12 protein-coding genes are annotated in these 12,843 nt (G+C 68.8%); 8 read left to right on the top strand and 4 right to left on the bottom strand.

Features of this window, described 5'->3' with window-relative positions; all coding sequences use genetic code 11:
* Nucleotides 1–9: 9 nt before the first annotated feature.
* Nucleotides 10–714 (bottom strand): GntR family transcriptional regulator, encoded by a 705-nt coding sequence (locus tag AC6CR5_RS11555; protein ID WP_006387160.1) that lies wholly within the window; start codon nt 712–714, stop codon nt 10–12.
* Between the two features lie 177 nt (nt 715–891).
* On the opposite strand from AC6CR5_RS11555, the gene AC6CR5_RS11550 reads away from it, so the two are divergent.
* The 7 genes from AC6CR5_RS11550 to AC6CR5_RS11520 all read left to right on the top strand — a co-directional run bounded on the left by AC6CR5_RS11550 (nt 892) and on the right by AC6CR5_RS11520 (nt 7,976).
* A complete protein-coding gene (locus AC6CR5_RS11550) occupies nt 892–1,707 on the top strand; it encodes a transketolase (RefSeq protein WP_269887554.1) in 816 nt (271 codons plus the stop codon).
* Complete coding sequence (locus tag AC6CR5_RS11545; protein ID WP_047991386.1) at nt 1,708–2,694, top strand: transketolase family protein; 987 nt, start codon at nt 1,708–1,710, stop codon at nt 2,692–2,694. It abuts the gene before it with no gap.
* A gap of 56 nt (nt 2,695–2,750) precedes the next feature.
* A complete protein-coding gene (locus AC6CR5_RS11540) occupies nt 2,751–3,560 on the top strand; it encodes a shikimate dehydrogenase family protein (RefSeq protein ID WP_047991385.1) in 810 nt (269 codons plus the stop codon).
* Nucleotides 3,561–3,579: 19 nt separating this feature from the next.
* The gene (locus tag AC6CR5_RS11535; protein ID WP_498085640.1) at nt 3,580–5,178 is read left to right on the top strand and encodes a GMC family oxidoreductase; all 1,599 of its coding nucleotides are present in this window, start codon (nt 3,580–3,582) and stop codon (nt 5,176–5,178) included.
* A 258-nt stretch (nt 5,179–5,436) separates the two neighbouring features.
* Nucleotides 5,437–6,207, top strand: coding sequence for an SDR family oxidoreductase (locus AC6CR5_RS11530; RefSeq protein ID WP_020928760.1), 771 nt, complete (start codon nt 5,437–5,439; stop codon nt 6,205–6,207).
* Between the two features lie 37 nt (nt 6,208–6,244).
* The gene (locus AC6CR5_RS11525; RefSeq protein WP_006387177.1) at nt 6,245–7,099 is read left to right on the top strand and encodes a fumarylacetoacetate hydrolase family protein; all 855 of its coding nucleotides are present in this window, start codon (nt 6,245–6,247) and stop codon (nt 7,097–7,099) included.
* A gap of 28 nt (nt 7,100–7,127) precedes the next feature.
* Nucleotides 7,128–7,976: an IclR family transcriptional regulator gene (locus AC6CR5_RS11520; protein WP_498085639.1), complete on the top strand. Its 849-nt coding sequence runs from the start codon at nt 7,128–7,130 to the stop codon at nt 7,974–7,976.
* A 58-nt stretch (nt 7,977–8,034) separates the two neighbouring features.
* On the opposite strand, the gene AC6CR5_RS11515 is transcribed toward AC6CR5_RS11520, so the two are convergent.
* The 3 genes from AC6CR5_RS11515 to AC6CR5_RS11505 all read right to left on the bottom strand — a co-directional run bounded on the left by AC6CR5_RS11515 (nt 8,035) and on the right by AC6CR5_RS11505 (nt 11,449).
* Complete coding sequence (locus tag AC6CR5_RS11515; protein ID WP_026383313.1) at nt 8,035–9,171, bottom strand: AAA family ATPase; 1,137 nt, start codon at nt 9,169–9,171, stop codon at nt 8,035–8,037.
* Nucleotides 9,168–10,037, bottom strand: a complete 870-nt coding sequence (locus tag AC6CR5_RS11510; protein WP_054516179.1) for an RNA ligase family protein — start codon at nt 10,035–10,037, stop codon at nt 9,168–9,170. The genes AC6CR5_RS11515 and AC6CR5_RS11510 overlap by 4 nt, the downstream gene beginning before the upstream one ends.
* A 365-nt stretch (nt 10,038–10,402) precedes the next feature.
* Nucleotides 10,403–11,449 (bottom strand): alpha/beta hydrolase, encoded by a 1,047-nt coding sequence (locus tag AC6CR5_RS11505; protein ID WP_498085638.1) that lies wholly within the window; start codon nt 11,447–11,449, stop codon nt 10,403–10,405.
* A 205-nt stretch (nt 11,450–11,654) separates the two neighbouring features.
* Between AC6CR5_RS11505 and AC6CR5_RS11500 the strand changes: the two genes are divergently transcribed.
* Nucleotides 11,655–12,842: a serine hydrolase domain-containing protein gene (locus AC6CR5_RS11500; protein ID WP_498085637.1), complete on the top strand. Its 1,188-nt coding sequence runs from the start codon at nt 11,655–11,657 to the stop codon at nt 12,840–12,842.
* Nucleotide 12,843 lies beyond the last annotated feature (1 nt).

Raw genomic sequence — 12,843 nt, 5'->3', positions numbered from 1 at the left:
CGAGTCTTCCTATTTGCGAGGCCCGGGCGGGCGGTAGTCGAGTTCTTTTTCGCGTTCGACCAGCCAGTCGATCATGATCTTGCCGCCCCACACCAGGTCGGCCTGGATCGCCTTGGTGGCGGCTTCGGGGTCGCGCGCCTCCAGCGCGGCCAGCACGGCCTCGTGGCGGTGTTCGTCCTGGGAGTAGTCCAGCCCCGCCGTCTTGATGTGGAACACCTTGAGGATCGGGCCGGTGATGACCCAGAACGATTCCACGGTGTTGCGCAGGATGGGCTTGTTGCTGGCTTCCAGGATGCCGAAGTGGAACTTGCGGTTCAGGTAGCTGGCGCGCTTGGGGTCGGTCGAGGTGCAGGAGATGAAGTCCTTCTGCAGCGCGATCAGGTTGTCCAGTTGCTTGCGCGTGATGTTCCTGGCGGCCTCGGCCGCGCCCATGCCTTCCAGGTGGAAGCGGATCTGCTGGATCTCGCGCAGCTTTTCCGAATTGACGTAGGGCACGTAGACCGCGGTGGCGGCCTGCATTTCCAGGCCCTGTTCGCTGATGAGGCGGAAGATGGCCTCGCGCACGGGCGTGATCGAGACGCCCATTTCCTGGGCCAGCTCGCCAATGATGAGGCGCTCTCCGGGTTCGTACTGCCCGTTGATCAGGGCGTTACGGATCTCGTTGTAGACCTTGACGGAGAGGTTCTCTTTTTTTACCGGTTTAAGGCTGGGCATGACGGTCGAGGCTTGGGTTCGATGGAATGGCGGAGGCCGTGAAACGGCGCCCGGCTGAATTCTATCCCGCCCTGGCCAATTCAAGCGCGATGGGTATATTATATATCATATATTCTGATAAGCGAAGGAGACGCCATGCGCCAGGACCGGGGAGACCCAAGCGAAGACGAGGTCCGGATGCTGCGGGAAAAGGCCCGCCACATCCGGTTGGAAACCATCCGGCTGATCGAGATCGCCAAGGTCGGGCACTACAGCTCGGTCTTTTCGTGCGCCGAGATCTTTGCCGCCCTGTATTACGACGTGATGCGGCTGCGGCCGGGCGAGCCTGGCTGGCCGGATCGCGACCGCTTCCTGATGGGCAAGGGCCACGCGGCCGTGGGCCTGTTCCCGGTGCTGGCCGACCACGGTTTCATTCCGCATGAACTGCTGGACGGCTACACCCGCCTGGGCAGCCCCCTGGGCGACCACCCTGACATGACCAAGGTGCCGGGCGTCGATTTCAGTTCCGGCTCCATCGGCCATGCGCTCTCGAACGGCGCCGGCATGGCGCTGGGCGGCCGCATGAGCCAGCGCGACTTCAACGTGTTCGTGATGCTGGGCGATGGCGAGATGCAGGAAGGGCAGGTGTGGGAGGCCGCGTTGTTCGCCGCGCACCACAAGCTGTCGCGCCTGGTGGCCATCATCGACCGCAACGGGTACCAGCTCGACGGCAAGGTCGACGACGTGATCGGCGTGGAATCGCTGCGCGACAAGTGGCAGGCCTTCGGCTGGGAGGTGCACGAGGTCGACGGCCACGACCTGGTGGCGCTGACCGCGCTGCTGCGGCGGCTGCGGGCGGACGAGGCGCGCGAGCGGCCGGCCTGCGTCATCGCCAAAACCATCAAGGGCAAGGGTGTTTCCTATATGGAAACCGAACCCGGCTGGCATCTGGGCTACCTGGCGCCGCAGGACGCGCAGGCCGCCATCGACGAAATCATGACCCGCGAGATCTGAATGGCACAGGCACAGACGCTTTCCCCCGATTCCTGGCAGTACCGCGCGCTGAACGCGGTGAACCCCGGGCTGTCGTATCTTTCCGACGCGCTGATCGACCTGGCGCGGGCCGGGCATCCGGTGGTGGCCGGCTCGGCCGACCTGCAGTATTCCAACGGTCTGAACCGTTTCGCCTCGGCCTATCCCGACCGCTACGTGCAGTTCGGCATTTCCGAGCAGAACATGGTGTCGGCGGCGGCCGGCCTGGCCACCACCGGCGCGATGCCGTTCGTGGCGACCTTTGCCTCGTTCCTGGGCCTGCTGTGTTGCGAGCAGATCCGCATGGACGTGGCCTACACCAAATTGCCGGTGCGGCTGATCGGCCATCACACCGGCATCAGCCTGGGTTTCTATGGCACCTCGCACCACGCCACCGAGGACATCTCGACCATGCGCGCCATCGCCGGCCTGACCGTGGTGTCGCCGGCCGACGGGCCGCAGCTGGCCGCCGCCATCAAGGCCTCGGTGGACTGGCCCGAGCCGATCTACTTCCGCACCGGCCGCGGCCGCGACCCGCAGGTCTACGAGGACGGCGCGCCGTTCGCGTTCGGCCGCGCCATCGTCCACTCAACCGGCAGCGACCTGAACATCATCGCTTGCGGCATCACGCTGCACGCGGCGCTGGAAGCGGCCGCCCGGATGCGCGAGGACGGCCTGTCGGTGGGCGTGATCGACATGCCCACCATCAAGCCGCTGGACCGCGAGGCGGTGCTGGCGGCGGCCGGCCAGGCGCGCGCGCTGCTGACGGTGGAGGAACACAATGTGATGGGCGGCCTGGGCTCGGCGGTGGCCGAGGTGCTGGCCGATGCCGGCAGCGGCACGCGGCTGCGGCGCCATGGCATCTATGACGAATACAGCCTGATCGCCCCGCCCACCACGCTGTACGCGCACTACCAGCTCGACGGCGCCGGCATCGAGGCGGTGGCGCGCGAACTCATCGCGCGATAGGGCGTGCCAGCATTCAAGGGGGCCGGGTGCCGGCGCCCCGACAAGGAGACAGAGCAATGAAGGAAATCAGCGGCAACACCCGCCTGTTCGGCATCCTGGCCGACCCGATCTATCACGTCAAAACCCCGCAGCGCATGAACGAGCATTTCGCCCGCATCGGCTTTGACGGCGTCTGCGTGCCGTTCCATGCGCGGCCCGACAACCTGGCCGAGGTGGTGGCCGGACTGCGGCGGCTGGAGAACCTGGGCGGCCTGATCGTCACCATGCCGCACAAGGCGGCGATCCTGGCCCTGGCCGACGAGGCCACGCCGGTGGCGCGCAAGATCGGCGCGGCCAACGTGGTGCGGCGCGAGGCCGACGGCCGCCTGGTGGCGCACATGCTGGACGGCGAGGGCTTCGTGCGCGGCCTGCGCACGCACGGCGTGGCGCCCGAGGGCAAGAGCGCCTATCTGGCCGGCGCCGGCGGCGCGGCCAACGCCATCGGCTTCGCGCTGGTGCAGGCGGGCGTGTCGCGGCTGACGATTGCCAACCGCACGCCGGCCAAGGCCGAGGACCTGAAGGCGCGCATCCTGTCGCTGCATCCCGGGGCCGACATTACGGTCGGCACGGCCGATCCGTCCGGCCATGACCTGGTGGTCAATGGCACCTCGCTCGGCATGAAACCGGACGACGCGCTGCCGCTGGACGCGGCGCGGCTGACGCCGGACCAACTGGTGTGCGAGGTCATCATGCAACCGGCCGACACGCCGCTGCTGGCGGCGGCGCGGGCGCGCGGCTGCAAGGTGCACTACGGCGCGCCGATGCTGGCCGGGCAGATCGAGCTGATGGCGGAAATGATGGGCGTGGCGCCGGCCGCGCAGGGCTGAGGCGGCGACGGACGAGACGATGGGCGACTACGACTTCATTATCGCGGGCGGCGGCACCGCCGGCTGCATCCTGGCCAACCGCCTGACGGCCGACGGCCGCCACCGGGTGCTGATGCTGGAAGCCGGGCACGAGGCGCGCAGCATGTGGATCTCGATCCCGGCGGGCTTTTCCAAGCTGTTGGTGAACCCGGACTACAACTGGCGCTTCGCCACCGAGCCGGAGGACAACGTCTACGGTCGCACCATCGCCGTGCCGCGTGGCAAGGGCCTGGGCGGCTCGACGCTGATCAATGGCATGATCTACGTGCGCGGCCGGCCGCAGGACTACGACGGCTGGGAGGCGGCCGGCGCCAGCGGTTGGGGCGCGGCCACGGCGCAACGCGTGTTCCGCAAGATCGAGTGCTATCCGTCCGGCGGCGAGACCCGCGGCAAGGACGGCCCGATGCACGTGGAGGAAGTGGCCGAGCGCTTTCCGCTGTCCGACGCCTTCCTGCGCGCGGCGCAGGAAGACGGGCTGCCGCTCAACCCCGACTACAACGCCGGCAGCCAGGACGGGGTCGGCTACTACCAGGTGGTACAACACCACGGGCGCCGCTGGAGCGTGGTGGACGGCTATCTGAAACCGGCCGCCGGCCGCAAGAACCTGACGGTGGAGTGCGGCGCGCACGTGACGCGGCTGCTGTTCGAGGGCAAGCGTTGTGTCGGCGTGGCCTATCGCAAGAACGGCCAGGAGTTCACCGTGCGGGCGCGGCGCGAGACGCTGCTGTGCCTGGGCGCGGTGCAGTCGCCGCAGATGCTGGAGCTGTCGGGCGTGGGCAATCCCGCGCTGCTGCAGTCCTTCGGCATCCCGCTGGTGCACGCGCAGCCGCGGGTGGGCGAGAACTACATCGACCACTTCGCCACGCGCATGAACTGGCGGGTCCGGAACACCGTGACGCTCAACGAGATGTCGCGCGGCTGGCGCCTGGCGCGGCAGGTGGCGCGCTACTACACCCGCCGCAAGGGCATCCTGACGCTGGGCACGGGGCTGGTGCACGGCTTCGTCAAGAGCGCGCCGGACCTGCCGGCGGCCGACGTGCAGTATTTCTTCGTGCATGCCAGCTACGCCAACGCGGCCGAGCGCATCCTCGACCGCGAGTCGGGCATGACCATCGGCGTGGCGCAACTGCGGCCGGAGTCGACGGGTTCCATTCATATCAAGTCGCCCGATCCCTTCGCCGCGCCGTCGATCCGTCCCAACTTCCTGTCCGCGCAGATCGATCGCGACAGCCTGGTGGGCGGCATGCGGGTGGCGCGGCGCATCGTGCAGCAGCCGGCTCTGCAGCGCTATATCGAGCGCGAGATGAGTCCAGGGCCAGACGTGGACAGCGACGCGCAGTGGCTGGATTTCGCGCGCCGCAACGGCCAGACCATCTATCACCCGATCGGCACCTGCCGCATGGGCTCGGATGGCGGCGCGGTGACCGATCCGCGCTTGCGGGTCAACGGCATCGACGGCCTGCGGGTGGTGGATGCCTCGGTGATGCCGAAGATGGTGTCGGGCAACACCCAGGCGGCGGTGATGATGGTGGCCGAGCGCGGCGCCGAGATGATCCTGGAGGATGTTGCGGCGGCGTGATGCAGTGTGGCGGCCGGTGAATCGGGCGGCATGCGCAAGCGCGGAAATTTCATTGATAAAATTTATTTTCCATATTTTGGCCCCGCGAAATTTGTTTGAAAGCTCAGGAGTGAGAAGAAATATAGGGTAAATACTTAAAATCCCTGTCTTGTTGGGGCGTTGAAATTCTTCTAATGTTATTTCATTAATAAAATTGAATTTCACGATAATGCACGCCGCTCCGGCGCCGCGCCACGTTCCCCACCGACGAGACGAGACATGACCCTACGTTTGCAAGACAAGCGCGCATTGGTGACCGCAGCCGGCAACGGCATCGGCCGCGCCAGCGCCCTGGCCATGGCGCGCGAGGGCGCCCAGGTCTGGGCCACCGATATCAACGAGGCGGCGCTGGCCGACCTGGCGAAGGAGGCGCGCGAGGCCGGCCTGGACGGATTGCGCACTCGCGTGCTGAACGTGCGCGACGGCGCCGCCGTGGCCGACTGCGCGCGCGAGACCGGCGCGGTCGACGTGCTGTTCAATTGCGCCGGCTTCGTCCACGCCGGCACCGTGCTGGACTGCGACGAGGCCGACTGGGACTTCAGCATGGACCTGAACGTCAAGGCCATGTACCGCACCATCCGCGCCTACCTGCCGCTGATGCTGGAACGCGGCGGCTCGATCATCAACATGGCCTCGGCCGCCTCCAGCGTGAAGGGCGTGCCCAACCGCTTCGTCTATGGCGCCTCCAAGGCCGCCGTGATCGGGCTGAGCAAGGCGGTGGCGGCGGACTTCGTGGCGCGCGGCATCCGCTGCAACGCGATCTGCCCCGGCACGGTCGAGTCGCCCTCGCTGCGCGAGCGCATCGCCGCGCAGGCGCGCCAGCAGGGCAGCGACGAAGCCGCGGTGCGCGCCGCCTTCGTGGCGCGCCAGCCCATCGGCCGCGTCGGCCGGGTGGAGGAGGTGGCCGCGCTGGCGGTCTACCTGGCCAGCGACGAATCGGCTTTCACTACCGGTACCATCCAGGTTATCGACGGCGGCTGGTCCAACTGAGCCGCCGCCCCGCTTTGTTCCCTTTCAAGGATTCCGCATGAAACTCGTACGCTACGGCCAGCCCGGCCAGGAAAAACCCGGCCTGATCGACGCCCAGGGCGCGCTGCGCGACCTGTCGGGCGTGGTGGCCGACATCGACACCGCCGCCATCGCCCCGGCGATGCTGGCCAGATTGGCCCAGCTCGACCCCGCCAGCCTGCCGCGTGTGGACGGCGCGGTGCGCTACGGCTGCCCGGTCAACGGCGTCGGCAAGATCGTCTGCGTCGGCCTGAACTACGCCGACCACGCCGCCGAATCGGGCCTGCCGGTGCCGGCCGAGCCGGTGCTGTTCCTCAAGCCCAGCTCGTCGCTGAGCGGCCCGAACGACCCGGTGATCATCCCGCGCGGCTCGGTCAAGACCGACTGGGAAGTGGAGCTGGGCGTGGTCATCGGCAAGAAGGCCTCGTACGTGGAAGAAAGCGAGGCCATGGACTACGTGGCCGGCTACACCGTGGTCAACGACGTGTCCGAGCGCGAATACCAGATCGAGCGCGGCGGCCAGTGGGACAAGGGCAAGGGCTGCGACACCTTCGCGCCGGTCGGCCCGTGGCTGGTGACGCGCGACGAGGTCGCCGATCCGCAGAACCTGGACATGTGGCTGGAAGTGAACGGCCATCGCTTCCAGAACGGCAGCACCCGCACCATGGTGTTCGGCGTCAAGACGCTGGTCAGCTACATCAGCCGCTTCATGTCGCTGATGCCGGGCGATATCATCAGCACCGGCACGCCGCCGGGCGTGGGCCTGGGCCAGAAGCCGCCGGTGTACCTGAAGGCGGGCGACGAGATGCGCCTGGGCATCGCCGGCCTGGGCGAACAGCGGCAGGCCCTGCGGGCCTGGAGCCGGGCCGAATAAAATCGGGTTTCACTCCAACGCCGACGCCATGACCGCTTCCAAGATTTCCCCCGCCGATTCCACGCCGACCGAGGCCGACGCCGCCGACGCGCCGGGCGCGCAACGCTACGCCGCGCCCGCCCTGGAAAAGGGGCTGGACATCCTGGAGGCGCTGGCCGCCAGCCCGGCCGGCTACACGCTGGCCGAGCTGGCGCAGAAGATCGGCCGCAGCGTCAGCGAGATCTTCCGCATGGCGGTGACGCTGCAGCGGCGCGGCTTCGTGCAGGTCGACGACAACGACCGCTACACGCTGACGCTGAAGATGTTCGAGCTGGCGCACCGCCAGCAACCGCTCAAGTCGCTGGTGAGCGTGGCGCTGCCGCTGCTGCGCGAACTGGCCAACCGCGCGCGCCAGTCGTGCCACCTGGCGGTCTACCAGGCCGGCCGGGTGGTGGTGATCGCGCAGGTCGACAGTCCCGAGCGCTGGTCGTTCGGCCTGAAGGTGGGCGTGATGATGGGTCTGACCGACACGTCCTCGGGCCACGTGCTGCTGGCGTTCCGCGACGAGGTCGAGCGCACCCGCATGCTGGCCGCCCACATCAAGGTGGAAGGCGAGCTGGAATCGGACCCGGGCGAACTGTTCCCGATCCTGGCGGACGTGCGCAAGAACGGCTGCGCCTGCATGCCCAGCCGCCAGATCCGCGGCATCACCAACGTCGCCTATCCGGTGATGGGCGTGGGCAACCTGGTCATCGCCGCCATCAACGTGCCCCACATCGAGCGCATCGACCGCAAGGAATCGCCCAGCATCGCCCAGGTGCAGGAGATCGTCGGCAACGTCGCCCAGCGGTTGTCCACGCTGATGGGCTACAGCGGTTATCTGCCGGAGCAGGCGTAGGCGAATGGGCGTTCGCGCTCCGCCGCCGCGCGCGTCGAACGCGGTGGTGGCTGGCCGGCTAGACCGCGTACACCACCCGGTGCGCCTCCGTCGGCAGCGGCAGGTCCCAGCGGTGCAGCATGCCCAGCAGGGTCTTGTTGGGCAGCGACGTGTCGCGCCGGGCATTGCGCCGCAGCAGCTCGGCGCGCGGCTGCTCCAGGTACACCAGCTCGACCTCGGCGTGGTAGGCGTACAGCAGGTCCAGCGTCTTCTTGCGCATCAACTGGCTGAGGTTGGTGGCGTTCCAGACGAACGGGCGGTGCGCGCGCAGCAAGGCCTTGGCCCGGTCGATCGCCAGGTGCGCCACCTTGCCTTCGTTCTTGCCGTGCGCCAGGCCGAGCGCTTCGCGCGCGTCGTCGAACGACACCACCGGCAGGTCGGGGTGATGCGCCGCCACCCAGCTGTTCTTGCCGCTGGCTGGCAGGCCCGCCATGACGATGACGCGCGAGCCTGGCTCCTGGAACAGGGGATAGTCCGGATGCACGTCGGCGCCGCGAAAGTAGCTGACGGCGGTGTGCGCGTCGGCGAAGCGCCGCGGCTGGCCGTAGCAGTCTTCCTCGCGCGCGGCCTCGCGGAACAGCGCGATGTTGTCCAGCACCTGCTGCTGGTCGCGGCAGATGCGGCCGCGCATGTCGGCCTCGGCCAGCATCGCCAGCAGCGGAATGCTCAGTTGCCACGACAGCTCGCGCACGATGAATTCCACCGATTTGCCGCGACGGGAACCGGACAGGGCGAAGAACGGCACCTGGTGCACGGCGATCAGGCGGCAGATGGCCTCGCGCACGGCGAAGGGCACGCCCGCGTCCCACAGCGCGATGCGCGCGTCGACCGCGCCCCGGGCGGAATGGCCCGGTTGCGAAATCGCGCCGCTGACGGGATCGATCACCGTGGTGGCGTGCTTGGCGACGTCGTGCAGCAGCGCCGCCAGGAACACGATCTCCTGATCGGCGCGGCTGGCTGCCTGATAATCGGGCAGCGCCAGCAGCGATTCGACCACCATGCGCGTGTGGGTCCAGACGTCGCCTTCGCCGTGGTAGCGCGGGTCCTGCGGCGTGGCCTTGGCCAGCTCCAGCGCCGGAAAGGCCGCCAGACAGGCCGCGAAGTCCGGCGCCTGGCCGGCGGCGGGCGCCAGGGCCCGCAGTTGCTCGTAGTTCATGATGCCTCCTTGTCGCCGCGCAGCGTGTCCCAATCCACCCGCGGACGCGGGGCGTACAGGTCGACGCCGGGCGCGAGCTGGTTGGGCACGTAGGGCTGCTCGGAATGGTGCTTGTCGGCGGCCAGGATGGCCTGGACGAAGTCGGCGCGCACCCATTTGTATCGGCCCAGCGTCCTGCCGTCGGCCTCCACCTTGATGTACAGGCCTTCCGACAGGTCCGACTTGTCGCATTGCCGCCAGGCCAGCGCCAGGTCCAGGCCCTCGCGCCGCACGGTGGCCTCGAACGCGTCGCGCCAGCGCGCCGTCTTGGCCAGCGAGGGCCGCAGCAGGGCCTTCAGGTCGGCCAGGCGCGCGGGCGCCAGGCCGTCGTACAGGACGGGCACGGACAGCACCGGGCCGCCGGCCAGCAGTTCGCGACGCGCCGCGGTGGACAGGAAGGCGCCGGTGCGGCGGTCGAGCACGTCGAACTCGAAGAAGTGGTGCGGCAGCGCGTCGTAGAACACCGAGTGTTTTTTCGACAGCGTTTCGCCGTACATCACGTAGCGGTCTTCCAGCCGTTGCAGCAGCCAGCCGGCGTGGGCCTGGGCCCAGGCCTTGATGAAGTTGAATTGGCGCTCGCGCCCGCCGCCCACCAGGTAGTGGCCGCGCGATTGCAGCAGCAGGTCGCCCGCGGGGCTGAAACTGATGCCGGTGTTGGCGCCATCGAGTTTCTCTTCCACCACCAGGCGCAGGCCGCGCAGGTCGCGGTAAGGCACGTGGTCGTGGCCGTGGTCGCCTTCCTGCAGCCGCGAGCCTTCCAGGTGCGGGGTGCGGGGGTAGCGGAACAGTTCAAGGGATTGCGCGCAGGCGCGGAAATCCGGCGTCATGGGTCTTCTCCAGGAAAAGTGGGGAAGCCGACGACGCGGTCTTGCGGGGAAGGGAAGCGAGGGGGGATGTGTTGCGCGTTCCGGAACCGCGCCTGCCGCGGGTCGCGCTCAAGACCGGGAAGGTCGAGCCGCGTGAATGGACAGGCTGACCGCGATTACCGGAAGGTAGTCGTCGGCGTTTAGGCGAATTGACGAATGGCAGACACGTTGGCACCCGGAAAGAAAGGGGTTGTTGAAAGGCAAGGGCGCATCCTAAGGCAACGATGATGACGCTGTCAACGCCGTGTCCGCCGGTTGTTGTCCGGCGGACACGCGGCGCTATCACTTTACTATCACATTGCTATCACAATCGTGCTTTCTTCACGTCACAGCCGCGTCACCTGCAGCACCGCGTCGGCGAAGGCCTCGGGCGCTTCCTGCGGCAGGTTGTGGCCGATGCCGCCGGTGACGTCGACGTGCCGGTACTTGCCGGTGAACTGGCCGGCGTAGGCGGCGGGCGCGGGATGCGGCGCGCCGTTGGCGTCGCTCTCGAGCGTGATGGTCGGCACCGCGATCTTCGGCGCGACGGCCAGGCGCCGCTCCAGGTCGTCGTAGCGCGCCTCGCCCTGGGCCAGCCCGAGGCGCCAGCGGTAGTTGTGGATGACGATGGCGACGTGGTCGGGGTTGGCGAAGGCGCGGGCGCTGCGCGCGTAGGTGGCGTCGTCGAAGCGCCATTGCGGCGAGGCCAGTTGCCAGATCAGCTTGTTGAAGGCGTCGACGTTGGCGGCGTAGCCGGCCGCGCCGCGTTCGGTGGCGAAGTAGAACTGGTACCACCACTGGAATTCGGCCTGCGGCGGCAGCGGCTTGCGGTTGCCTTCCTGGCTGCCGATCAGGTAGCCGCTGACCGACACCAGCGCCTGGCAGCGTTCCGGCCACAGGGCGGCCATGATGTTGGCGGTGCGCGCGCCCCAGTCGAAGCCGGCGATGACGGCCTTGCCGATCTTCAGCGCGTCCATCAAGGCGATGATGTCGACCGCCACCACCGCCTGCTCGCCGTTGCGCGCGGTATCGGCCGACAGGAAGCGGGTCGAGCCGTAGCCGCGCAGGTACGGCACGACGACGCGGTAGCCGGCGGCGGTCAGGCGCGGCACGACGTCGATGAAGCTGTGGATGTCGTAGGGCCAGCCGTGCAGCAGGATGGCGACCGGGCCGTTGGCCAGGCCGGCGTCGACGTAGCCGATGTCCAGGTCGCCGGCGCGGATCTGGCGGATGCCGGCAAAGGGAGCGGCGCTGGGGGTGGTTGTGCTTGGGGCGGCGGGGGTGACCTGCGCCATGGCGCGGGCATTCAGGCCCAGGCTCAGCAGGCTGGCGCCGGCCAGGGCCGAGGTGGTGCCGAGCAGGCGGCGGCGTTGGGTGTCGATGGGATCGGGCATGGCGGGGGACTCCGGTCAAGGTGAGTGAAAGGGCGTGGAGCCGTTGTAGCCAGGCGCGCGGGGTCGGAGGTGTCGCAATGTACGGAGCGGGCGGGTTGATACATTGGGACTTGAATCTCCCGGCCGACGAGGCCGGCGCCATGCGCGGGCGGCGATTGCGCGGCGCCTGTTGTGCAATCGGCGCGGACTTGGCATGATCCGCGCCATGGCAACGGACCCGACCTCCCGCATGACGCCCGCGCGCGCCCGCCGCCCGGGCCGGACCGCTTGGCGGCTGGCCCTGGGGCTGGCCGCGATGACGGCCGCCGCCTATGCGGCGACCGCGGTAATGGAGATCCCGCCGCCGCACACGTTGTGGCGGCTGGAGGCGTCGGCGCCGTCGCGCCGCGGTGATCTGCTGCCGGTGCGGGTGGTGCCGGCCTCGGCCACGCCGTCAGCGCTGGCGGCCAGCGCCTGGCCGCCGCCCGCCACGGTGCCGTGGAAAGGCGCCGAGATGCCGTTCGACCAGTTCCTGCGCGGCACCGCCACCAATGCCCTGGTGGTGCTGCGCGACGGCCGGCTGGTGTACGAGTGGTACCGGCCCGGCGTGAACGCAACCGACCCGCAGTCGTCATGGTCGATGGCCAAGTCGGTGGTGTCGCTGCTGGTGGGCCAGGCGATCGCGCGCGGCGAACTGCGCGAGGACGACCGCCTGGTCGCGCTGCTGCCCGAGCTGGCCGGCGCCGGCGACTACGACCGCATCACCGTGCGACAGCTGCTGGACATGGCCTCGGGCATCGACGTGTCGGAGAACTACCGCGCCTACTGGCCCTTCACCGGCACCGCGCGCATGTACCTGACGCGCGACCTGGCCGGCTTTGTGCGCGCGCATCGGCGCATGCATTTCACGCCGGGCAGCGCGGGCGACTACCGCAGCATCGACACCCAGCTGCTGGGCATGGCGCTGGCGCGGGTGACCGGCCGCCCGCTTGCCGACCTGCTCGCCGAGCGGCTGTGGCATCCGATGGGCGCTGAGTCCGCCGCCACCTGGAACCTGGACCGGCCAGGCGGCATCGAGAAGGCATTCTGCTGCCTGAACGCCACCGCGCGCGACTTCGCCCGCATCGGCCAGCAGGTGCTGCTGGCGGCGCAGGGGCAGGGCGTGGTGCCCGCCGCCTGGCTGGCGCGCATCGCGCGGCCGGCGCCGCATGCGGTGGATGGCTGGGGCTATGCCGCGCAATGGTGGCAGCGCGATCCGGCGGGCGGTCCCGACTTCGCGGCGGTCGGGATCCACGGCCAATACCTGTATGTTCATCCGGGCAGGCAGGTGGTGATCGTCAAGCTCAGCGATTACGGCGAGAACCAGGACGAGCGCGAAACCTACGACGCGTTGCGCGCGCTGGCGCAGCGCTGAG

It is taken from the genome of Achromobacter sp. EG18, assembly GCF_059759395.1.
Note: the sequence above shows the minus strand (reverse complement) of the source record. Positions and strands in the feature narration are given on the sequence as shown.